The sequence below is a fragment of the Streptomyces sp. NPDC005728 genome, from assembly GCF_040630895.1.
In the GTDB taxonomy this organism is placed as follows: Bacteria; Actinomycetota; Actinomycetes; order Streptomycetales; family Streptomycetaceae; genus Streptomyces.
On sequence record NZ_JBEXYL010000036.1, the window covers coordinates 43,143 to 63,833 of the forward strand.

The window sequence follows — 20,691 nt, forward strand, 5'->3', positions numbered from 1 at the left end:
GTTGTCACACTCTCCTGCGAGAATCGGGGCAGAGCTGACGTACGACCGCTGGAGGAGCCCGTGCCGTCCACTCCCCGCCCGCTGCGCAAGCTGGGCTTCCTCACCATCGGGCTGTTCGACGCGGCCGATCCGGGCCGGGGTCACGAGTCCACCCTGGAGATCATCGAGCTGGGTGAGCGGCTGGGCTTCGACAGCGCCTGGGTCCGCCACCGCCACCTCCAGTACGGCATTTCGTCCCCGGTCGCGGTGCTGGCGGCGGCCTCGCAGCGCACCCGCCGTATCGAGCTGGGCACCGCGGTGATCCCGCTGGGCTGGGAGAACCCGCTGCGCCTCGCCGAGGACCTGGCGACCGTGGACATCCTGTCCGGCGGCCGCCTGAACCCGGGCGTCAGCGTGGGCCCGCCGATGCACTACGAGCAGGTCAAGGAGGCCCTGTACCCGGACACCGCGGACACCGAGGACTTCGGCTACGAGCGGGTGCGGCGGCTGCTGGACTTCGTGCGCGGCAAGCCGGCCACCGATTTCAGCGGGGTGGAGGGCTTCGAAGTGTTCTCCGACGTGGTCCAGCCGCACTCCCCCGGGCTCGGGCGTCGGCTGTGGTACGGCGGCGGCAGTCTCGGCTCGGCGCGCTGGGCGGGCGAACACGGCATGAACCTCCTGACCAGCAGCGTGGTCAAGGCCGAGGATCCGGACGGGCCGGTGGACTTCGCCGAGATCCAGCGGTCCCAGATCCGCGCGTTCCGCGCCCACCACCCCGACGGGGAAGCGGCCCGCGTCTCCCAGGGCCTGGTGGTGATACCCACCGACTCCTCGAGCCCCGAGCAGCGGGCCAAGTACGAGGAGTACGCGGCGAAGCGCCTCCCCCGGACGACCGCACCGCAGGGCCCGGCGCGGCTCCTCTTCGCCCCGGACCTGGTCGGCACGTCCGAGGAACTCGCCGGGCGGCTGCGGGCGCACGCCGCGTTCCGTGAGGTCGACGAGGTGGCGTTCGCGCTGCCGTTCAGCTTCGAGCACGAGGACTACGTGCAGATCCTGACCGACCTGGCGACGAAGCTGGGCCCGGCCCTGGGGTGGCGGCCGGCGGCCTGACTCACCAGCGCCCGGCCTCCGTGCCGATGACGGGCTCGGACGGCCTGCCGTCCACCCCCACCGGTACGTCCCCGGTGAGCATCACCCGGTGCATGATCCGCGGAAATCCCAGGTGGGCGTTGTCGCCGGGGGCCAGGTGGATGGTGGCCCGGTTGTCCCAGAAGGCGACGCTGCCGGGCTCCCAGCGGAAACGGACCGTGTACTCGGGGCGGACCGCCTGCTCCAGCAGCATCTCCAGAACCGCCGCGCTCTCGGGACGGGACAGGTCGGTGATCTGTTCCAGGTAGTAGCCGTTGACGAACAGCACCCGCTCGCCCGTCTCCGGGTGCACGCGCACCAACGGGTGCACCGAGGCGACCTGATGGTCCAGCAGATGGCGGAGGTAGGCGTCGTCGCCGGGCCGCGGCTGGTAGCCGACACCGAGCCGGTGCTCGGCGCGCAACCCGTCCACGAACGCCCGCACCGGCGCGGACAGCCCGGCGTAGGCGGCGGCCAGGTTGGCCCAGGTGGTGTCCCCGCCGTACGGCGGTACGGTGTCGGCGCGCAGGATGGTCGCGGCCGGCGGGTCGATGCGGGCGCCGTGGTCGCAGTGCCAGCCGCGCAGCAGGGTGTGCCGGCGGCGCTGCAGCCACTCCTCGTGCTCCATGCCGAAGCGTCCGCCCAGCTCCAGCCGGTCGGCGGTGGTCTCCACCTCGGGGAAGCCGGCCGGTGAGGCACTGCCGCGGCGGCCGAGGACCACCGGCTCACCGAAACGGCGGGCGAAGGCGACATGCCCGGCGTGGTCGAGCTCCTGACCGCGGAAGAACACCACCTTCCAGCGCAGCACCGCCTCCCTGATCAGGGCGACCACGGCGTCGTCGAGCGGGCCGGCGAGGTCGACGCCGGTGATCTCGGCGCCGATGTGCCCGGCCACCGGGCTCACCTCGACACCCTTGATCCGCTCCGTCTGCTCCGCCGTGGCCCTGTGCGTCGTCATGTGCGCTCCGATGGTCGTCCGAACCGGCTCCACGAAGATCGTGACACCCCTGGCCCTCAGACCGCGAACTCCCGTATGACCGTATTCCCGAAGACGGCGGGGCCGTCGATCGTGAACAGTGCCAGCCGGTCGTCCACGAGGTACGGGAAGACCTCCGAGGAGTGCACGTACCGGCCGTCGTCCACGAACATCTCGACGGAGGTGCGGTCCACCAGGATGCGCAGCCTCACCCGGCCGGCCGACGGGTCGAAGGGGGTGCGGCTCTCCTGCCGGTTGCCACTGGTGTCGGGGTTGCCGGTGCCGCGCCGGTTGAGGAAGGCGTAGTCGCCGTAGACGCCGGCGTCGATGTGCCGCCCGCCGTCCGGCGACCGGCGCACCTGGACTCCGGCGCCGGTGAGTCGGGACCAGGTGATCTCCGTCGTCAGCTCGTAGGAGACACCCCTGTGGTCGAGGGTGCGGATGCCGTCGACGGGGAGGTCGCCGAGATCCAGCGTGCGGGAGACGTACGAGTCGAGCGCGGCGACCGGCTGGGAGGCGAGGTAGTAGCCGCCCGAGGTGTCCTTCTCGAGCGTGACCTCGCGGACGACGGAGTCGGTGCCGTTGAAGCCGTCGGCGTCGATGGTCGGGGTGGTCTGGGCGTAGGCCCAGTTGTTCAGCCAGCCAAGGGCGTAGCGCGCGCCGGGGTCGACGGCTCCCGCCGCATCCCGCTTCTCGAAGGTGACCGCCCCGTACCAGTCCCAGCCGTGGTCGAGCCACTGCGGATCGGCCGCGTCGGCGGTGAACGCGCTGCCGTCGAAGGAACCGGTCCAGTAGGCGTAGGTGGGGGGCAGCCCGGAGCCGGTGCCGTCGGCGCTCGCGCCCAGCACCCACTTCCCGGTGCCGTCGTCGGCAGTGAGGCGGAACAGGTCGGGGCACTCCAGGACACCGATGCCGTCCTTGACGAAACCGCCCGCGTACGACCACGACCTGAGGTCCGCCGAGTGATAGAAGCCGATCTTGTTCCGCTCGGCCAGGGCCATCACCCAGCGGTCGCGATCCTCGTCGCGGATCACTTTGGGATCGCGGAAGTCGGCCACGCCCGGGTTGGGCAGGACCGGGTCGGTGCCGTGGTGGGTGAAGGTGCGGCCGCCGTCGGTGGAGTAGTACAGGAACTGCTCCTGGTGGTCGGTGCCGCCGCCGGGTGACATCGTGACGACCGCGATCACGGCACCCGCGCCGAAGCCCGCCGTGTTGCCCGTGTCCACCACGGCCGAGCCCGACCACACGTCGCCGTTGACGGTGGTGTCCTTCGGTACGGCAATGCCCCGGTCGGCGAAGGAGACCAGGTCGGTGCTGGTGGCCAGGCGCCAGGCGGTGCCCACCTCGCCGCCGGTCAGGTAGTCGGCGTTGTAGAGGTAGTAGTAGTGGTACTCCCCGTCGATCCAGACCGGGCGCTGCGGGTCGTTCTTCCACTGGTCGGGGACCGTGAAGTGGTAGCCGGCGCGGTAACTGACGCAGGCGCGGGCCGACTGGTGCTTCGTCTCCCCCGCATCCGGCTTCGCTCTCGCCGCGGCGGGCGCCGCGGGCAGCACCGCCACGGTCGCCCCCGACCCGGCTCCGGCGATCAGCGCTCTCCTGGTCAACCCACGCATCACACCACGTCCTTCTCGTGACGAACGCCGTCGCCGCGTCTCAGGACGGCGACTCACGTGGAACCAGGACTGTAGACCTAACTCGTTAAAGGTCAAGCATGCGCACACCTTGACAGTGATGTGACCCGGTTCTCATCATCTGGGGCATCACACCTCTACTAACACGAGTTAGGCACGTTGATGACCGACTCGCACCTCTCCCGCCGCGCACTGCTGCGGTACGGGGCCTACGGCGCGGGAACCGCCGCGCTGGCCGGTACCGCCGCGAGCTGGGACCGGCTCACCGGGGCCGACATCCCGGGCCGTGACGACGGCTCGCTCGTCGTCGCGACCCTGGGTTCCGCGTTCTCCCCCGAGGGGGTCCGCGCCCTCGTCGAGGGCTTCCGGAGGCTGCATCCCGACATCAAGGTCCGGGTCGACCCGGTCCAGGCCGTCGACTGGTCGGACTTCTTCGCGAAGATCCTCACGCAGATCGCGGCGGGCACCGCGCCCGACCTGGTCTATGTGGCCACCGAGGGCGTCCAGTTGTTCGCCCGGCGGCTCGGTGTACCGCTGGACCGCTGGGTGAAGCGGGACGCGGCAGAACTCGGGGAGTACTTCGCCGACGTCCATCCCTCGCTGGTGGAGTCGATGATGTACGAGGGCAGCCTGTACCAGCTGCCCATCGAGTTCAACGCGGCCGACATGTACCTCAACACGCAGGTGCTGGAGCGGGCCGACGCCGGCTTCCCGGCGGACGACTGGACCCGCGACGACTTCACCGCGCTGCTGCGCCGTATGAAGAAGGCCAGCGACTCCCACTTCACGCCGTACTTCTGGACCAACCGGCTGTGGGGCGGCGTGGTGCCCTGGCTGTTCGCGAACGGCACCAACCTGCTGGCCGAGTCCAAGGCGCCGGGCGGCTCCTGGCTGTGGGACTCCTTCTATCCGGCGGCACAGCGGCAGGGGCGCGGCGGCGGATTCCGCTGGACGACCCCGCAGGCCACCGCCGACCGTGTTGCGGAGGCCTACGACTACCTCGCCGGCCTGATCCGGGAGGGCCTGTGCACCCGCCCCGAGGGCGGCAACGGCCAGAACCTCATCGGGGTGTTCTCCACCGGCCGGGTCGGGGTCACGCCCGCCGGTGGGTTCTGGGCGGGCGGTCTGCATCAGGCGGGCATGCGGGACCACGGTTTCGACGTGCAGTACTTCCCCCGTTGGCGCACCCAGCGCCACCAGTTCGGTGCGGCGGGCTACGCGCTGCTGCGCACCTCGAAGAAGCAGGACGCGGCCTGGGAGTTCATCAAGTACTCGGCCCGCAGGGACACCCTGACCCGGCTGTTCACGACGAACCAGACGACCCCGGCCCGCCGCTCGATGCTGACCGGGGACCGCTACCGGGAGACCGGCCCGGCGCACTGGCGGGTCTTCTACGACACCGTCGACGAGTTCCCCGACACCGGGCCCATTCCGGCCCCGCCGCAGGTCGCCGAGGTCACGCAGGTGCTGCTCAAGCACACCGGGACGGCCCTGGCGAGCCCGCGCTCGGTCGGGCCGGCGCTGCGCCGGATGCAGGGCGATCTGGAGAAGGCCATGGAGCGTGACGTATGACCGACACGACCGACACCAGCAAGACGACGGACACGACAGGCACGACGAACACGGCAGGCACGAAGAACACGACGGGCATGACGAACACGAAGGACACGGAGGACACGGCGAACACCCGGACGTCCGCGGTACGGCCACGGCGCGCCACCCCGCCCTCGGTGACGGTAGGACCCTCGGCACGCGAGCGGGGGACGCGGCTGCTGGCCGCGCTGTTCCTGGCACCCACGGTGGTCGGCATCGTGGTCTTCACAGTCGTACCGATCATCGGCTCGGTCGTTCTGAGCCTCTTCCACTGGAACGTGATCGACTCGCCTGGTTTCGCCGGAACGGACAACTATCGAGAGGTGTTCACCGATTCGACCGTGTTGGTGTCCTTCCGCAACACGCTCGTCTTCATGGTCCTCGCGGTCGCCGCGCAACTCCTGATCGCCCTTGCGCTCGCACTCACTCTGAACGGGCGGATGCCCGGCTGGCTGCGCTCGGTGTTCCGCTCGGCGTTCTTCTTCCCGTTGGTGCTGTCGGCCGCGTCCATATCGGTCGTGATGAAGTACCTGTTCAACCAGGACTTCGGCGTGATCAACTGGCTGATCGGGCTGTTCGGGATCGCCCCCGTGCCCTGGCTGACGTCCGAGCACGGCGCGATGGCCACGGTGATCATGGTGTACGTGTGGCAGCAGTTCGGTTTCTCGTTCCTGCTGTTCGTGGGCGGGCTGAACAACATCCCGAAGGAGATCCACGAGGCCGCCGCCCTCGACGGCGCGACCGGTCTGCGCAAGCACCTGTCCATCACGCTGCCGCTGCTGTCGCCGACCCTGCTGGTGGCCTCGGTGGTCGGCATCATCAACGCGCTCCAGGTCTTCGAGCAGCCGTACGTGCTCACCGACGGCGGTCCCGGTGACTCCACCCGCACCGTGGTGATGGTCATCTACGAGAAGGCCTTCGAGCAGTTGCGCTTCGGCGAGGCGTCCGCGGTGGGCGTGCTGCTGTTCGTGCTGATCATGGCGGTCACCGCCGTCCAGTTCCGGCTCAGCCGGCGTTTCGTCCACTACCAGTGAGCCGGGTGAGTCCCTTGAGCCAAGCAACTCTGTCCCTCGGCCGCGCCCGGCACTCGCTCGGGTCGTGGGCGCGGATCTCCGGGCTGGCCGTCTGCGCCCTGCTGACCCTCGGCCCGGTCATCTGGACCGTCTCCACCTCGCTGCGCACCCCGGCGGACTCCTTCGACCTGCCGCCACGGATCATCCCGACCCATCCGAGCACGGCCGCCTATCACGGGGTGTTCGACCAGATCGACGTATGGCTTCTCGCGCTCAACTCGACTCTGGTGACCGCCTTGATCGCGGTCGGCCAGATGATCACCGCGGGCCTTGCGGGTTACGCGTTCGCCCGTCTCGACTTCCGGTTCAAGAAGTCGCTGTTCGGTCTGGTCCTGGCGACCATGATGGTCCCGCTCCAGGTCACGATCGTTCCGGTGTTCCTCGTGCTCAAGTCGATGGGTCTGACGGACACGCTGCTCGGTCTGATCGTCCCGGCGTTCCCGACCGCGTTCGGCACGTTCCTGATGCGCCAGTACTTCCTCGGCATGCCGAAGGACCTCGGCGAGGCGGCGATGCTGGACGGCGCGGGGCCCTGGCGGATCTTCCGGTCCGTGTACGCCCCTCTGGCCACTCCGGGCCTGGCGATCGTCGGCGTACTGGCCTTCAACTACCACTGGAACGAGTTCTTCCGCCCGCTGATCCTGGAGACCTCCGGACAGAACTACACGCTGCCGCTCGGTCTGGTCTCCCTCCAGGGCAATCTCGGCACCGGCTCCATCTCGGTGGTCCTCGCCGGTGTCGTCCTCTCGATGATCCCCGCCGTCGCCGTGTTCCTCGCCGGCCAGCGCCCTCTCCGCGAGGGCATCACCTCCGCAGGAGTCAACCGTTGAGCCTCGCCGCTCCCGCCCCGGACCCGCACGCCCCGCGCTTCAGGGTCCGCCCGCCCGCCAACTGGATCAACGACCCCAACGGCCCCTTCCGTCGGCGCGGCCGGTACCACCTCTTCTACCAGCACAACCCGGCCGCGCCGGTGCACACGAACGTCCACTGGGGCCACGTCTCCAGCGCCGACCTGGTCCACTGGGAGCACCACCCGATCGCCCTCACCCCGACACCCGGCGGCCCGGACGAGGCCGGCTGCTGGTCGGGGTGCGTGGTGGACGACGCGGGCACGCCCACCGCCGTCTACACCGGCGTGGACCACACCCACACGGGTCTCGGCACGATCTGCCTGGCCCGGGCGGCGGACCCGGGCGACGACCGGCTGCTGCGCTGGCGGCCTCTGCCTCGGCCCGTGGTGGCGGGGCCGCCCACCGGACACGACGTGGTGATGTTTCGTGACCCCTTCGTCTTCCGGCACGCCGGCCGCCGCTGGGCCCTCGTCGGTGCGGGGCACGCCGACGGCACCCCGTCCGTCCTGCTCTACGACTGCGACGAACTGACCGACTGGCGCTTCGCCGGGGTGCTGCTGGACGGCCGCGACCCGGTAACCGCGGACGCGTTCGGCGACAAGGCGGTCGGCTGGGAGTGCCCGCAACTGTACGAGACCCGCGGCGGCGATCATGTCCTGGTGGTGTCCCTGTGGGACGGGACTCCCTGCACCACCGGATATCTGACGGGTCGTCTGGAGGCGGGTGAGGACGGCGGGTTGTGGCTCGATGCGCGCACCGGCGGACTGCTCGACCACGGCCGGGACTTCTACGCCCCCGCGGTCCTCCAGGAGTCCGATCGCGCCCTGATGTGGGGCTGGTCGTGGGAGGCGCGGGACAACTCGGCGGTGCGGGCGGCCGGTTGGGCGGGTGTGCTCACCGCACCCAGAGTCGTCGAGGTCCACCCGGACGGATCGCTGCGCGTCGTCCCGGCTCCCGAGCTGGAACTCCTGCGCGCGGACCGGCCGTTCGCGACCGGGCCGCGCCGGTCGCCGCTCCCGGTGTCGTACGACCTGACCGTCACCGCACACGGCGGCACGACCGTCACCCTGCTGCGGGCGGCGGACCGCGCGCTCACCGTCCGGCTGGACCCCGGGGCGGGCACAGTGGTCCTGGACCGCAGCGGCTGGCCCCGGGAGGGCACGGAAGGCTCCGCTCCGATCACGGTGGACGTCCCGCCCGGCCCGCGCCTCACGGTCCGTGTTCTCGTGGACGGATCGCTCCTCGAACTGTTCGTCGAGGACCGGGCGACGGTGACCGAGCGGGTGTATCGCCGCCCGGGCGACGTGGCCGAACTGGTGGTCGACGGAGAGGCCGAGGTCAGGGCGTGGGAGCAGGTCCCACCGAGGCGCGGCTGACCACGGGGCAGGCCAGTCGGCGGGCGGTGGGGGGCGGGGTACGACCGGTGTCGATGGCCTCCAGCAGCAGCCGGGCCGCCGCCTCGCCCATCGCCCGGTGCGGCAGCGCGACCGTGGTGAGGGCCGGGGTGAGGAAGGCGGCCATGTGCTCCTGGTCGTCGTAGCCGACCACCGACAGCTCATCGGGGACCGAGATGCCGAGCCGGGTCGCGGCGTGCAGGACACCCGCCGCGACCCGGTCGTTGTAGCAGAAGATCCCGGTGGGCCGGCAGTGCGGCTCAGCACCCTCCAGCAGCCGGATCGCGCCCTCGTGGCCGCTGGTGATCTCGCCGCCGGTGCGCACGACCCACTCCTTGGGCACGGTGATCCCCTCGGCGCGCAGGGCGTCCCGGAAGCCGCGCAGCCGCTCGACGGAGGCGATGTCGTCCTGGCCGCCGACCAGCGCGACCCGGTGGTGGCCGGCCTTCAGCAGCAGCCGGGCCGCGGTACGCCCGCCGGCCCGCTCTGCGGGGATGACGCAGGGCAGCGAGTCGTCCTCGGGCAGGCAGTTGGCCAGCACCGAGTGGGTGCGGTGCAGGCCTTCGGGGACGCGGACCCGGCGCAGGGACATCGCGGCGTAGATGATGCCGTCGACGCGCCGGTCGAGGAGTTCGGCGACCGCCGCGTCCTCCTTGGCCGGGTCGCCGCCGGAGTCGACGGTCAGCACGAGGTGGTCGCTGTCCCAGGCGGTCTCCATCGCGCCGCGCAGCAGCCGGCCGGCGAACGGGGACGAGGCGATCTCGTCGGTGACCAGCCCGATCACGGCCGTACGGCGGCGGCGCAGGCCGCGGGCGACGGGGTCGGGCCGGTAGCCGAGCCGGGTGGCGGCCTGCCGGATGCGTTCCTGGGTGGCGGGTGAGAGGTTGCCCTCTGCGCGGCCGTTGAACACGAAGGAGACCGCAGTGTGCGACACGCCGGCGAGCCGGGCGACGTCCCGTGACGTGGGCCGTCCGCCGACCCCGGTGTTCCTGTCCGTGCCGCCGTCCATGCCGTCCGCTGCCCTCATCCCCACCCGTTCGGTTGATCACTGGTCACACTAGCCGTGACGCCGGGCGGAGCACACGGCACAGAGACCTCGACGGGCTCCGGGCTACTGCTCCTCGACGCGTTCCGGGCGGCTGCCCGGCCGGGGTGCGGCGAGGCTGCCGAGGATGTCGAGGAGTTCGGCGTTGCGGCTGCCGGGCTCGGCGTGGAAGACGACGAGGGTGAGTCCGTCGGTGCCGTCCACGGAGAGTTTGTTCGACTGCAGGTCCAGGTCGCCGACCTGCGGGTGGGTCAGGTGGCTGATCCGGCCGCGCCGCGGCCGTACGTCGTGCCGGGCCCAGAGCATCCGGAAGCGTTCGCTGCGCAGGGACAGCTCGCCGACCAGGTCACGCAGCCGCGGGTCGTCGGTATCGGGCCCGGCGTTGGCCCGCAGCGCGGCCACGCCCTCCTCCGTGAGGTCGTCCCAGTCCCGGCGCAGGGCGTGCTCGGCAAGGTCGAGGAAGACGGCCCGCAGGAGGTTGACGCCGGGCGCGTAGTTCGGGGTGAGCGCCGTCGCGAGGGTGTTGGCGGCGAGGCAGTCGGTGTACCGGTTCTGGATGTAGGCGGGGTTGCGGGGCCAGCCGTCGATGAGCTGCAGGAGGCTGGACGCCACCTGTTCCCGGCCGGGCACCGCCCGGGTACGGGAGGCGCCCGGCCGGGGGCCGGCGGGCCGGTCCTGGGCCAGGCCGAGGAGGTAGGAGGTGGCGTCGGCGTCCAGCCCGAGCACCTGGGCGATGGCGCGCAGGACCTGGGCGGACGGGTTGCGGTCACGGCCCTGCTCCAGGCGCAGGTAGTAGTCGGAGCTGATACCGGAGAGCATCGCGACCTCCTCGCGGCGCAGCCCCGGCACCCGGCGCAGGCCCGAGCCGGGCAGCCCCACGTCCTCGGGCCGGACCTGTGCCCGGCGGGCGCGCAGGAACTCGCCGAGCGCGTTCGTACCGTCCATGACACCACCGTACGGCCGTGCCCGTGGCCGTGACTGGTCCTGTCACTCCCAGGATCACGGGGGCTTAGCCGCGGCGGGCGCGGACGGCGCATCGTGGAGAGCGAGGACACGGCCACCGGAGGTTCCGGCGGCCACCGCATGTGGCGAGAGGTACGACATGACTGCACAGCTGGGCGGCACCATCACCCCGGCCGACGGACTGACCCTGACCCGCACGGGCTACGGCGCCATGCAGCTGGCCGGGCCGCACGTCTTCGGTCCGCCGAAGGACCGGGCGCGGGCGGTGGCGGTGCTCCGCGCGGTGGTGGAGGCGGGGATCACGCACATCGACACCGCCGACTTCTACGGCCCCGTGGTCGTCAACGAGATCATCCGGGAGGCCCTGCACCCCTACCGGGACGAGCTGCACATCGTGACCAAGGTCGGCGCGCGGCGGGGTACCGACGGCAGCTGGATCATGTCCCGGCACCCGGAGGACCTGAAGGCGCAGGTGCACGACAACCTGCGGCACCTGGGGGTGGAGGCGCTGGACGTGGTCAATCTGCGGCTCGGCGACATGGACACCCCGAACGAGGACGCGATCGCCGACCAGTTCGGGGCTCTGGCGGAGCTGCGGCAGCAGGGGCTCGTCCGGCATCTGGGGCTCAGCGCCGCGTCGGTCGCACAGCTGGAGGAGGCGCAGGCGATCGCGCCCGTGGTCACCGTGCAGAACCTGTACAACCTGGCCAACCGGCAGGACGACGCGCTGGTCGAGCGCACGGCCGCGGAGAACATCGCCTTCGTGCCGTACTTCCCGCTGGGCGGGTTCACGCCGTTGCAGTCCGAGACGCTGTCGAAGGTCGCCGCGCGGCTGGAGGCCGCGCCGCAGCAGGTCGCCCTGGCCTGGCTGCTGCGCCGCTCGCCGAACATCGCGCTCATCCCGGGCACCTCGTCCCCGGACCACCTGCGCGAGAACATCGCCGCGGCCTCTCTGGTCCTGCCGGAGGACGCGGTCGCGGAGCTGGACGGCATCGCAGGCTGAACGGCCCGTCCCGGGGTACTCGGGGGTCTGGACAGGCGGCCGTACGGAAGGAGCCGCACGTGGCGACCGAGGACCGGCTGCGGACCTACCGCGGCAGGCGTGACTCCGAGCGGACCGGTGAGCCGTCGGGGAAGGCGGCGGCCACGGCGGATGCGCGGCCCCGGTTCGTGGTGCAGATCCATGACGCCCGCCGGATGCACTTCGACTTCCGGCTCCAGGTGGGCGACGTACTGAAGTCCTGGTCCGTCCCCAAGGGTCCGTCGACGGATCCCGGGGACAGGCGACTGGCCGTGCCCACCGAGGACCATCCGCTCGAGTACGAGGACTTCGAGGGCGTGATCCCGAAGGGCGAGTACGGCGGCGGCACCGTGATCGTCTGGGACCACGGGACGTACGAGCCGCTCAGCCACGACCGCCGGGGCCGTCCGGTGGGCTTCGCCGAGTCCCTGGAGCGCGGGCACGCGACCTTCCGGCTGCACGGAGCCAAGCTGCACGGCGACTTCGCCCTCACCCGCTTCCGCGCCGGCCAGGACGAGGAGGAGGCCTGGCTGCTGGTCCGCAAGGGCCCCGCCCGGGCGGAGGGGCACGGCACCCCGGATCCCCGCCGGGCCCGCTCGGTACGCACGGGACGCACCCTCGCCCAGGTCGCCGCCGACGACGGCCGGCAGTGACGCCCGTGCCCGAGCGCGGGCCCGCATGAATCCGGATCACGGCATTCCGCCCCCAACACGCCCGCTCCGCCTCTATGTTCGCGACGGTACCCGCTCGCGTCCCTGGAGGCTCCCGCATGCGCGCCGCACTCCGTACCGCCGTCACCGCCGTGGTGACCGCCGCCGCGATCCTGACCTGTGGCCCCGCCGGGGCGACCCCGGCGGGGCCCGGCGTGACGGCCCGGATCCTCGCCCGGACCACCGTCGGCGACACCGACTACACGCTGCGGGAGATCACGATCCCGCCCGGCCAGAGCACCGGCTGGCACTACCACGACGGTCCCGTGTACGGCGTCGTGCAGCAGGGCACCCTCAGCCACTTCGACTCCACCTGCGGCTCGGACGGCGTGTACCGGACGGGCGAGGCGATCCGGGAGCCGTACGGCACCGACCACGTCCACGTAGGCCGCAACCTGGGCGACACACCGCTCGTCCTCGATGTGCTGTACGTGCTGCCGCACGGCTCGCCGTTCTCGGAGGACGCGCCGAACCCGGGCTGCCCGTTCCAGTGATCAGGCGTCGGGCAACGGTTGTTCCGCCCAGATGGTCTTGCCGCTGCCCGTCTGCCGGCTGCCCCAGCGCTGGGTGAGCTGGGCCACCAGCAGCAGTCCGCGGCCGCCCTCGTCGTAGACGTGGGCCCGGCGCAGATGCGGTGAGGTGGAACTGCCGTCGGAGACCTCGCAGATGAGCGCGCGGTCGCGGATCAGGCGCAGCTGGATGGGCGGTTCGCCGTAGCGGATGGCGTTGGTGACGAGTTCGCTGACGACGAGTTCGGTGACGAACGCGGCCTCCTCCAACCCCCAGGCGGTCAGACGCTCGGTGGCCGCCTGCCGGAAGTGGGCCACTTCGGCCGGGTCGGGCGGTACGTCCCAGGTGGCGACGCGCTCGGCGCCGAGGGCGCGGGTGCGGACCATGAGGAGGGCGACGTCGTCGGTGGGCTGTTCGGGCATGACGGCCTTGAGGACGTTGTCGCTGAGCGCCTCCAGGGAGCCGGCCGGCGCGCCGAGGGCGCGGCGCAGTTCGTCGGTGGCGCGGTCGACGTCCCGGTCGCGGTCCTCGACCAGTCCGTCGGTGTAGAGGGCGACGACCGAGCCTTCGGGCAGGTCGAGTTCCGTCGCCTCGAAGGGCAGCCCGCCGACTCCGAGGGGCGGTCCGGCGGTCATGGGGACGAACTCGGGGGTGCCGCCGGGCAGGACGACGGCCGGCGGCGGGTGGCCGGCGGCCGCCAGGGACAGGCGGCGGGAGACGGGGTCGTAGACGGCGTAGAGGCAGGTGGCGCCGAGTTCGGCGACCTCCTCGCCGCTCTCGTCGGAGGCCAGGTGGGTGACCAGGTCGTCGAGGTGGGTGAGGAGTTCGTCCGGGGGCAGGTCGACATCGGCGAGGGTGCGTACGGCCGTGCGCAGCCGGCCCATGGTGGCCGAGGACTGGATGCCGTGGCCGACCACGTCGCCGACGACGAGGGCGACCCGGCTGCCGGAGAGCGGGATCACGTCGAACCAGTCGCCGCCGATGCCGGCCAGCGACCCGCACGGCAGATACCGGTGGGCGACGTCCACGGCGGCCTGTCCGGGCAGTCCCCTCGGCAGCAGGCTGTGCTGGAGGGCGTGGGCGGTGCTGCGTTCGCGGGCGAAGCGGCGGGCGTTGTCGACGCAGACGGCGGCGCGGCTGCCGAGTTCCTCGGCGAAGACGGCGTCGTCGGGACCGTAGGCGTCCGGGTGGGCCATGCGGACGCACACCGCGACGCCGAGGGTGGTGCCGCGGGCGCGGAGCGGCACCGCGATCATGGAGTGGACGCCCTGGCGGTAGCGGCGGCCCTCGGGCGAGCGCGCGTTGCGCTCTTCGAGCCATTGCATGAACTCCGGCTCGCCGGCCTGGGCCAGCACGGCACGGCTCTCGTGCAGGGCGCGGGCCGGGGGTGAGGCCGGCTCGTAGGTCTGCGTCTCGCCCAGGTTCAGTGCCGCACCGGGGTTGCCCTCCCGGGTGGAGCCGTGGGCGACGCGGCGCAGCAGGACGTCGCCGTCCGGGTTCATCGGCGGCTCGTCGGCGCCGAGGACCCAGTCCAGCAGGTCGACGCTGGCGAAGTCGGCGTACTGCGGGACGAGGAGGTCGATCATCTCCTCGGCGGTGCGCACCACGTCCAGGGTGGTGCCGATGCTGGTGGTCGCCTCGTTCAGCAGGGCGAGCCGGCGCCGGGCCCAGTACTGATCGCTGCTGTCGAAGGCCGCCAGGGCGACCGCGGTCGGCTCGCCGGAGTCGTCGCGCAGGGGCCACATCTCGATGCTCCAGGCGAACTCACGGTTCAGGGCGGGGGCACCGGCGAAGCTCTCGTAACGGACGGGCCTGCCGGTTTCGGCGACCTGGCGGAGATGGCGCTGGAAGCCCCGGTTGTGCTCGACGTCCGCCACGGTGTCGGGGAAGAACCGGCCGAGCAGCGCCTCCTCGGGCACGCCCATCACCTGGCAGGCGGCGTCGTTGATCCGCAGGTAGCGCTGCCCGAGGTCGAAGACGGACATGGACATGGAGGCCTGCTGGAAGGCCTGGGCGGCCAGCGCCGTGCCGGGCGAGGACGGCGGGTCGACGGTGACCACGTATCCGGTCGGCGTGCCGTCGGGGCCGAGGACCGGGCAGGCGGTCAGGGCCAGCTCGACCCGGTGTCCGTCGCGGTGCCGCAGGGCGAGGGTCCCGGCCTGCGCGGCGAAGGTGTCCTCGGGTACGTCCTCCGCGAGCAGGTCGGTCGCGGGCCGGCCGACGACCTCTTGCGGTGCGCGGCCGGTGAGCAGCCGCGCACCCTCGCTCCACCCGGTCACCCTGCCCTGGGCATCGATGATCGCCGCGGCCGCGACACGCTCCATATGCCCCAGGATGATCCCAATGTTCCGGGGCATCAAGCGCGGAAGCGGCGGGTCTCAGCCCTTGTGGGTGCGCAGTGCAGCCAGGGCCCGGTCGGCGTGGGTGTTCATCCGCAGTTCGCTGCGGACGATCTCCAGGACCGTGCGGTCCTCGCCGATGACGAAGGTGACCCGCTTGGTCGGCGCGAGCGTGAAGCCCCGCTTGACCCCGAACCGCTCGCGGACCGCACCGTCGGCGTCGGAGAGGAGCGGCATGCCGAGGGTGTGCCGGCCGGCGAACTCCTGCTGCCGTTCGACACTGTCGCCGCTGATCCCGACCGGGCGGGCGCCGGCGGCGGCGAATTCCGCGGCGAGGTCGCGGAAGTGGCAGGCCTCGGCGGTGCAGCCGGGCGTCAGGGCGGCCGGATAGAAGAAGAGCACCACCGGGCCCTCGGCCAGCAGCTCGGTGAGCCGCCGGGTGGTGCCGGTCTCGTCCGGCAGGGCGAAGTCCTCGACCTTGTCCCCGACCTCGATGCGTTCGGTCACGACCGGCCCTCCCCGTTCCGTGCGACACCGCGGGCCCACAGCACCAGGGGCAGCTGAAGGGGCAGCCGGGCCAGGGCCGCGTTCCGCTGCGGCGCGGGCCGGTGCCGCCAGTCGACGGCCATCTTCACGTTGGCGGGGAACACCCCGACGAAGAAGGCGGCGGCCGCCTTCGCGGCCACGGTACGGGTCCGGGGCGAGGCGATCCCGGCCGCCAGCGCCAGCTCCACGACACCGCTGCCGTACGTCCACGTCCTGGGCGAGCCCGGCAGCGCCCGTGGAATCGTCGCGTCGAACTGCCGCGGGGCGGCGAAGTGGGCGACCCCCGCGGCGGCCAGCAGGCCGGCGAGCAGCAGGGGTGAGCGTTCGGGCCGGGGCACGGTTCCTCCTCTGGTGACCTGCCGCCGGATATTACTCGACGGTAGAGGCCGGTACGGCCGCTTCGGAACGATCGGCCGGGGCCGTCTCCGTCATGGCGTCGCCGCGGGGGCGTCGGCCTCCTGGCCGGACTCGTCGTCGACCGCGTAGGTGAGGAAGTCGTCGACCATGCGATGGAAGAGAGCGGCCAGTTGCCGCAGCTCCTCGGGCTGCCAGTCGGCGAGGGCGAGCTGCATCCCGCGGGCTCCGGCCTCGCGGACCCGGGCGACGGCCTCCCGGCCGGCGTCGGTGAGCTGGATCCGCTGGGCCCGACGGTCGTCCGGGTCGGGAACACGGGTGACATGGCCCGACCGCTGCAGTTGCTGCACGGTCCGCGTCACATGGGAGGCCTCGACACCCAGCCGCTGGGCCAGCTCCCCCGGCCGGAGCGGTGCGGAGTCGGCGATCTGGCGCAGCAGCGCCACCGCGGCCCGGTCGAGCGGCACACCGGCGAGCGCCATCAGCCGCTCGTGCTGACGGGCACGAGTGCTGAGGTAGGTGATGCGCGTGAGGGCGCGCTCGATCTCGGTGACCTCGGGTGAGGCGGGCGGGACGTCGGGCAGCGGTTCCGTGGGCATGGTCTCGAGTTTACCATATGGTTGCGTAACTTAAGTAAGTTACTGGCTTCGGGCGAGGCTGTTGCCGGCCGTTCCCCTCCGAACGACCGGCAGGCTCGACTGCCGTGCCTCACAGGGACGGCGGTGCGATCCCCGGCCGCTCGGCGTGCGCGGTCAGCTCCCGCCACACTTTCGGTGCCACCGGCACACCCTTCGCGCCCCGCTCCTCCGCCACGGACGCGCTGCGCTCGCCGGGGTAGAACACCCCGTCCGCGCCGTCGGCGACCGGGAGGCCCTTGAGGGTGCCCAGGGTGTCGTCCACGGCCGCGGCGAAGGCATCCGGGTCGCCGAAGGCCGCCGGGTCGACGGCGATCAGCAGCGCGTTCCGGCGGTGCACGCGGCCCTGCGGATCGCCGGAGCGGAAGGCGGCGAGTTCACCATGACCACCATCATCAAGGCCGCGTTCGTCCCCCTCCTCGACCGCCGCGGAGCGGTCGTGACGACACCGCTGATCACCACGTCGTCGGCGGGCGGGGAGAACCGGATCACCAGCGGGACGAGCGTGTATCCGGTGGGCTCCGGTGCGCCGCTGCACTCGCACAACTGCGACGAGCACGTGACGGTCCTGGAGGGCGAGGCCGAGGTGTGGGTGGACGGCGTGGTGACGAGGCCGGAGCGGTTCGACACCACCTAGGTCCCGTCGCCGGTTCCCCATCTGTTCCGCAATGTGGGTGACACCCCGCCGCGGATCCTGTGGATGTACTCCTCGGGGCACGTCACCCGGACGTTCACGGAGACGGGCAGGACGGTGGAACACCTCTCGGCTCAGGACCAGATGGGGTGAGAGACGGGGCCGGCGCCCGTCTCCGGGGACGTCCCCGGTGTCCCACGGGACGCCGGGACGGCATTCTGACGGCTCGCCACGGCAAAGCTGGCTGTCGTGATCACGATGCGTGGTCACGAGAACGACAGCCGGAGGTTTCCATGATCCGACGGACTCTCAAGAGCGGCCTGCTGACCACCGTCGCGGTGTTCGCGTTCCTGCCCGCGACGGCCGGGGCCGCCCCGGCGAGCGCCGCAACGGCCCCGCACCCGGCGCCGGCCGCCACGGCCCAGCACTCCGCGCACCACGTCAAGCACCGCGCCCACCACGCCAAGCGCATCGTTCACCGTACCCACCACCGCCGGCACCACGTCCGCCGCGTCCACCGCGTCGTGATGCCGGGCATGGGGTGGGCGGTCGCGCAGGGCATGTCGTACCACCGCACCCTGCCCGTGCTCGGCCGGGTCGCCACGCACCACGCCCGGCTGAACGTCCGCTCCGGTCCGGGCACGAACTACCGGGTGATCGGACACCGGCACACGCACCGGCTCCTCCACGTCACCTGCAAGAGGTACGGCACCGGGGTGTACGGCAACCACATCTGGTACCGGCTCTCGCGACACCACGGCTACGTCTCCGCCCACTACGTCCGCACCGGACGCGCCGTCCCGTGGTGCTGACCGCCGCGGACCGCCGTACGGCCTGACGGTCGAGGGCCTGTTCGGGAACTCCCCTTCCCCGAACAGGCCTTCGACGCACGTATATGCCTCACCGTCCTCATACCCGCCCCGGCGTTGCGGGCCCCACCCTCCAGGGAAGCCATTCCGACAACAGGGGCGAAAGCGCCCATAGCGGAACGGGAGTCGAGGGACGCACGATGCGGCATCCCCAAGGAACGACCACGCCGGACGAGCCACTGGTGGTGAGACTGCGCGAACTGAAGGACGGTACGGGACTGAGCCTGGCGGCACTGGCCGCGCGCACCCCGTACAGCAAGTCGGCCTGGCACCGCTACCTGACCGGCACCCAGCGGCCCCCGCGACCCGCGGTGGAGGCGCTCAGCCGGCTGGCCGGCGCCGATCCCGCCGCCGTTCTGGCCCTGTGGGAGGCGGCCGAGGAGCCGTCCGCACCGAGCCCGCCCCAGGAGGAGCACCGGGCCCGTTCGCGGTGGCTCGCCCTGTCGGCGCTCGCACTGCTCGGCACGGCCGGCGCGGTGGCCGCGACCCTCACCGTGGCCGGCCGGACCGGTGCCCCCGCTCCCGCCGCACAGACCTTCCTGACCGTGCCGCGCTGCCACGCGCGGTCCTGCCAGGGCCAGTTGCCCGACGCGTCGGTGTGCGCCCGGGACGCGCGGACCGAGAGCCGGGTGACGGACTCCGCCTACGACGTCCGGCTGCGCTGGTCCCCCGCCTGCGGCACCGCATGGTCGCAGGTGCGGGTGCGCTCCCCGCTGGCGCGGGAGGTGTCGGTGCGGGCCGGGCAGGACGTGCTGTCGGCGAGCTATCCGGCGGGCGACTCGACCGGGTACACCAGCCCGATGCTCGCCGTCGGCTCACCGCGGGGCGTGGAGGCGTGTGCCGAGGTGGCCGGGAAGCTGGCGTGCACGGGTCTGGACGTGGAGCCGTCCGGCGAGTGAGTGACTGCGGGTGAGGCAACGGCTCGCGAGGGAACGGCGGGTGCCGCGTCCGGGTTCCGGGCGCGGCACCGTACCGGTCACCGGGCGGCGCTCAGTTGCTGCTCCGCGCCGCTGTGCTCCGGCCTGCGGGCCGAGCGCAGAGCCGCGATGCCGATGAAGACCATGGACGACACACCGGCCAGGGCGAAGGCGGTGAAGCCCCGGTCGCCGTTGCCCGCGGCGAGCAGCTGGCCGCCGAGCCACGGGCCGAAGACGGCGCCGAAGCGGCCCATGCCCGAGGTCCAGCCGACGGCGGTGGCGCGGCTGTCCGGAGTGGAGCGGAGGGAGACGGTCGCGTAGATCATCGTCTGGGCGCTGTTGAGGAACACACCGGTGAGGAAGACGACCACGAAGGTCACACCCAGCGGCATGCGGACGCTGAGCAGGAAGACACCGGCCGCGGTGAGCGCGAACCAGATCGCGGAGATGCGCGGGGCGCCGGTGGGGGTCCCCCCGCGCGAGCGGAGCCGAGCGTGGGGGAGGTCGGAGGCTCGGCCGGCGACCAGCATGCCGACGATGCCGCCGAGGTTGAACAGGACCACGAAGGTCAGCGCGGAGCCGAGGTTGTAGCCCTCGCCGCGCATCAGGGTGGGCAACCAGGTGGCGACGCCGTAGACGAGGAGGAGTCCGCCGAAGGAGGCGAGCCAGTACAGCAGGGTCTGGATCCACTCGCCGCCGCGGAACAGGCCGAGCAGGGCGCTCCAGCGGTCGGCCGGGGCCTTCGGCGGGGTCCCGGCGGGGAGTTCGACCTCGTAGCGGGCGGCCAGGTCGCGGGCCTCGGCGGCGCGGCCCTTGGCGACCAGGAAGCTCAGCGACTCCGGCATGACCTTGGCCAGGACCGGCACGAACAGCAGCGGAAGCACGCAGACCCAGAAGGCGGAGCGCCAGCCGAGGGGCTCCACCAGCCACTTGGCGACATAGGCGGAGAGGATGCCGCCGGCGTGGTGGGCGGTCATCAGGGCGCCGATGGTCAGGGCACCGCGGCCGCCGCGTGCGTAGTCGGAGACCATCGAGATCGCGGTGGGCAGCAGGCCGCCGAGGCCGACACCGGCCAGGGTCCGGCCGAGGCCGAAGACCGCGACGGAGCCGGAGAGGGCGCATATCCCCGAGGCCAGCGAGAACAGGGCGACGCAGACGACCATCAGCTGCTTGCGGCCGATGCGGTCGGCGACCGTACCCGCCGTCAGGGCGCCGACCAGCATGCCGAACGTGGCGTAGCTGCCGAGGTCGCCGGCCTGACCGGGGGTGATCCCGAGAGCCTTCGTCTCCAGCATGTGGGGCAGCACCGAGCCGTAGACGAACATGTCGAGGCCGTCGAAGAGGACGGCGAGCCAGCACAGACCGACGACGAGCAGCGCGAGTCTGCTGCCGCGAGCGGAGGGGGCGGGGGAGGAGGACATCTTTGTTTCCTCTCGTCCAGGAGGCGTTGCCTGGAGGGGACCGGTGGGGTGTGGCAGACGCTAAGGACCCGTTCCATGAACGTCAACATTTTTGTCAACAAT

At 72.0% G+C, this 20,691-nt stretch carries 21 protein-coding genes; 11 read left to right on the forward strand and 10 right to left on the reverse strand.

Going from position 1 to position 20,691, the window contains the following annotated elements:
* Positions 1–60 precede the first annotated feature (60 nt).
* Entirely contained in the window at positions 61–1,089 is a 1,029-nt protein-coding gene (locus tag ABZ471_RS24115) for an LLM class flavin-dependent oxidoreductase (protein ID WP_359068865.1), read from the forward strand.
* A gap of 1 nt (position 1,090) precedes the next feature.
* On the opposite strand, the gene ABZ471_RS24120 is transcribed toward ABZ471_RS24115, so the two are convergent.
* Together ABZ471_RS24120 and ABZ471_RS24125 are read right to left on the reverse strand one after the other, a co-directional pair.
* Entirely contained in the window at positions 1,091–2,065 is a 975-nt protein-coding gene (locus ABZ471_RS24120) for a TauD/TfdA family dioxygenase (protein WP_359068866.1), read from the reverse strand.
* Between the two features lie 56 nt (positions 2,066–2,121).
* Positions 2,122–3,696: a glycoside hydrolase family 32 protein gene (locus ABZ471_RS24125; protein ID WP_359068867.1), complete on the reverse strand. Its 1,575-nt coding sequence runs from the start codon at positions 3,694–3,696 to the stop codon at positions 2,122–2,124.
* Positions 3,697–3,876: 180 nt separating this feature from the next.
* Between ABZ471_RS24125 and ABZ471_RS24130 the strand changes: the two genes are divergently transcribed.
* The 4 genes from ABZ471_RS24130 (at position 3,877) to ABZ471_RS24145 (ending at position 8,607) form a co-directional block, all read left to right on the forward strand.
* Positions 3,877–5,286: an extracellular solute-binding protein gene (locus ABZ471_RS24130; RefSeq protein ID WP_359068868.1), complete on the forward strand. Its 1,410-nt coding sequence runs from the start codon at positions 3,877–3,879 to the stop codon at positions 5,284–5,286.
* A 77-nt stretch (positions 5,287–5,363) separates the two neighbouring features.
* On the forward strand, positions 5,364–6,341 hold the full coding sequence (locus tag ABZ471_RS24135) for a sugar ABC transporter permease (RefSeq protein WP_359068928.1): 978 nt from the start codon (positions 5,364–5,366) through the stop codon (positions 6,339–6,341).
* 14 nt (positions 6,342–6,355) lie between these two features.
* On the forward strand, positions 6,356–7,210 hold the full coding sequence (locus ABZ471_RS24140) for a carbohydrate ABC transporter permease (RefSeq protein WP_359068869.1): 855 nt from the start codon (positions 6,356–6,358) through the stop codon (positions 7,208–7,210).
* Positions 7,207–8,607, forward strand: a complete 1,401-nt coding sequence (locus ABZ471_RS24145; protein WP_359068870.1) for a glycoside hydrolase family 32 protein — start codon at positions 7,207–7,209, stop codon at positions 8,605–8,607. The genes ABZ471_RS24140 and ABZ471_RS24145 overlap by 4 nt, the downstream gene beginning before the upstream one ends.
* Here the strand turns inward: ABZ471_RS24145 and ABZ471_RS24150 are convergent.
* Together ABZ471_RS24150 and ABZ471_RS24155 are read right to left on the reverse strand one after the other, a co-directional pair.
* Complete coding sequence (locus ABZ471_RS24150) at positions 8,570–9,634, reverse strand: LacI family DNA-binding transcriptional regulator (RefSeq protein WP_359068930.1); 1,065 nt, start codon at positions 9,632–9,634, stop codon at positions 8,570–8,572. The genes ABZ471_RS24145 and ABZ471_RS24150 overlap by 38 nt on opposite strands.
* 102 nt (positions 9,635–9,736) lie before the next feature.
* The gene (locus tag ABZ471_RS24155; RefSeq protein ID WP_359068871.1) at positions 9,737–10,615 is read right to left on the reverse strand and encodes a helix-turn-helix transcriptional regulator; all 879 of its coding nucleotides are present in this window, start codon (positions 10,613–10,615) and stop codon (positions 9,737–9,739) included.
* Between the two features lie 157 nt (positions 10,616–10,772).
* Here ABZ471_RS24155 and ABZ471_RS24160 point away from each other — a divergent pair, with 157 nt between their 5' ends.
* The 3 genes from ABZ471_RS24160 to ABZ471_RS24170 all read left to right on the forward strand — a co-directional run bounded on the left by ABZ471_RS24160 (position 10,773) and on the right by ABZ471_RS24170 (position 12,858).
* Complete coding sequence (locus tag ABZ471_RS24160) at positions 10,773–11,636, forward strand: oxidoreductase (RefSeq protein ID WP_359068872.1); 864 nt, start codon at positions 10,773–10,775, stop codon at positions 11,634–11,636.
* Positions 11,637–11,695: 59 nt separating this feature from the next.
* Positions 11,696–12,307, forward strand: coding sequence for a DNA polymerase ligase N-terminal domain-containing protein (locus ABZ471_RS24165; RefSeq protein ID WP_359068873.1), 612 nt, complete (start codon positions 11,696–11,698; stop codon positions 12,305–12,307).
* Between the two features lie 116 nt (positions 12,308–12,423).
* Positions 12,424–12,858 (forward strand): cupin domain-containing protein, encoded by a 435-nt coding sequence (locus ABZ471_RS24170; protein ID WP_359068874.1) that lies wholly within the window; start codon positions 12,424–12,426, stop codon positions 12,856–12,858.
* Here the strand turns inward: ABZ471_RS24170 and ABZ471_RS24175 are convergent, their stop codons facing one another.
* The 5 genes from ABZ471_RS24175 to ABZ471_RS24195 all read right to left on the reverse strand — a co-directional run bounded on the left by ABZ471_RS24175 (position 12,859) and on the right by ABZ471_RS24195 (position 17,088).
* Positions 12,859–15,198, reverse strand: coding sequence for a SpoIIE family protein phosphatase (locus ABZ471_RS24175; RefSeq protein WP_359068875.1), 2,340 nt, complete (start codon positions 15,196–15,198; stop codon positions 12,859–12,861). It abuts the gene before it with no gap.
* 54 nt (positions 15,199–15,252) lie between these two features.
* Entirely contained in the window at positions 15,253–15,720 is a 468-nt protein-coding gene (locus tag ABZ471_RS24180; RefSeq protein ID WP_359068876.1) for a peroxiredoxin, read from the reverse strand.
* Positions 15,717–16,097 carry a DoxX family protein gene (locus tag ABZ471_RS24185; RefSeq protein WP_359068877.1) on the reverse strand — a complete coding sequence of 127 codons (381 nt, stop codon included), beginning with the start codon at positions 16,095–16,097 and terminating at the stop codon, positions 15,717–15,719. Before ABZ471_RS24185 ends, ABZ471_RS24180 begins: the two co-directional genes overlap by 4 nt.
* Positions 16,098–16,187: 90 nt before the next feature.
* Entirely contained in the window at positions 16,188–16,712 is a 525-nt protein-coding gene (locus ABZ471_RS24190) for a MarR family transcriptional regulator (protein WP_359068878.1), read from the reverse strand.
* Between the two features lie 109 nt (positions 16,713–16,821).
* Complete coding sequence (locus ABZ471_RS24195; protein WP_359068879.1) at positions 16,822–17,088, reverse strand: Ldh family oxidoreductase; 267 nt, start codon at positions 17,086–17,088, stop codon at positions 16,822–16,824.
* Positions 17,089–17,130: 42 nt separating this feature from the next.
* Here ABZ471_RS24195 and ABZ471_RS24200 point away from each other — a divergent pair, with 42 nt between their 5' ends.
* From ABZ471_RS24200 to ABZ471_RS24210, 3 genes are all read left to right on the forward strand, one after another.
* Complete coding sequence (locus ABZ471_RS24200) at positions 17,131–17,385, forward strand: hypothetical protein (protein ID WP_359068880.1); 255 nt, start codon at positions 17,131–17,133, stop codon at positions 17,383–17,385.
* A 290-nt stretch (positions 17,386–17,675) separates the two neighbouring features.
* Positions 17,676–18,194 (forward strand): hypothetical protein, encoded by a 519-nt coding sequence (locus ABZ471_RS24205; RefSeq protein ID WP_359068881.1) that lies wholly within the window; start codon positions 17,676–17,678, stop codon positions 18,192–18,194.
* A gap of 197 nt (positions 18,195–18,391) precedes the next feature.
* Positions 18,392–19,150: a DUF2690 domain-containing protein gene (locus ABZ471_RS24210; RefSeq protein WP_359068882.1), complete on the forward strand. Its 759-nt coding sequence runs from the start codon at positions 18,392–18,394 to the stop codon at positions 19,148–19,150.
* A gap of 77 nt (positions 19,151–19,227) precedes the next feature.
* Here the strand turns inward: ABZ471_RS24210 and ABZ471_RS24215 are convergent, their stop codons facing one another.
* The gene (locus tag ABZ471_RS24215) at positions 19,228–20,589 is read right to left on the reverse strand and encodes an MFS transporter (RefSeq protein WP_359068884.1); all 1,362 of its coding nucleotides are present in this window, start codon (positions 20,587–20,589) and stop codon (positions 19,228–19,230) included.
* Positions 20,590–20,691 lie beyond the last annotated feature (102 nt).

Bases quoted from the DNA above. Each gene is read 5' to 3' on its own strand.
- ABZ471_RS24170 (WP_359068874.1), top strand. From the start codon at position 12,424: ATGCGCGCCGCACTCCGTACCGCCGTCACCGCCGTGGTGACCGCCGCC.
- ABZ471_RS24125 (WP_359068867.1), bottom strand. From the start codon at position 3,696: ATGCGTGGGTTGACCAGGAGAGCGCTGATCGCCGGAGCCGGGTCGGGG.
- ABZ471_RS24210 (WP_359068882.1), top strand. From the start codon at position 18,392: ATGCGGCATCCCCAAGGAACGACCACGCCGGACGAGCCACTGGTGGTG.
- ABZ471_RS24215 (WP_359068884.1), bottom strand. From the start codon at position 20,589: ATGTCCTCCTCCCCCGCCCCCTCCGCTCGCGGCAGCAGACTCGCGCTG.
- ABZ471_RS24190 (WP_359068878.1), bottom strand. From the start codon at position 16,712: ATGCCCACGGAACCGCTGCCCGACGTCCCGCCCGCCTCACCCGAGGTC.
- ABZ471_RS24205 (WP_359068881.1), top strand. From the start codon at position 17,676: ATGATCCGACGGACTCTCAAGAGCGGCCTGCTGACCACCGTCGCGGTG.
- ABZ471_RS24135 (WP_359068928.1), top strand. From the start codon at position 5,364: ATGACGAACACGAAGGACACGGAGGACACGGCGAACACCCGGACGTCC.
- ABZ471_RS24130 (WP_359068868.1), top strand. From the start codon at position 3,877: ATGACCGACTCGCACCTCTCCCGCCGCGCACTGCTGCGGTACGGGGCC.
- ABZ471_RS24120 (WP_359068866.1), bottom strand. From the start codon at position 2,065: ATGACGACGCACAGGGCCACGGCGGAGCAGACGGAGCGGATCAAGGGT.
- ABZ471_RS24160 (WP_359068872.1), top strand. From the start codon at position 10,773: ATGACTGCACAGCTGGGCGGCACCATCACCCCGGCCGACGGACTGACC.
- ABZ471_RS24155 (WP_359068871.1), bottom strand. From the start codon at position 10,615: ATGGACGGTACGAACGCGCTCGGCGAGTTCCTGCGCGCCCGCCGGGCA.
- ABZ471_RS24200 (WP_359068880.1), top strand. From the start codon at position 17,131: ATGACCACCATCATCAAGGCCGCGTTCGTCCCCCTCCTCGACCGCCGC.
- ABZ471_RS24150 (WP_359068930.1), bottom strand. From the start codon at position 9,634: ATGGACGGCGGCACGGACAGGAACACCGGGGTCGGCGGACGGCCCACG.
- ABZ471_RS24175 (WP_359068875.1), bottom strand. From the start codon at position 15,198: ATGGAGCGTGTCGCGGCCGCGGCGATCATCGATGCCCAGGGCAGGGTG.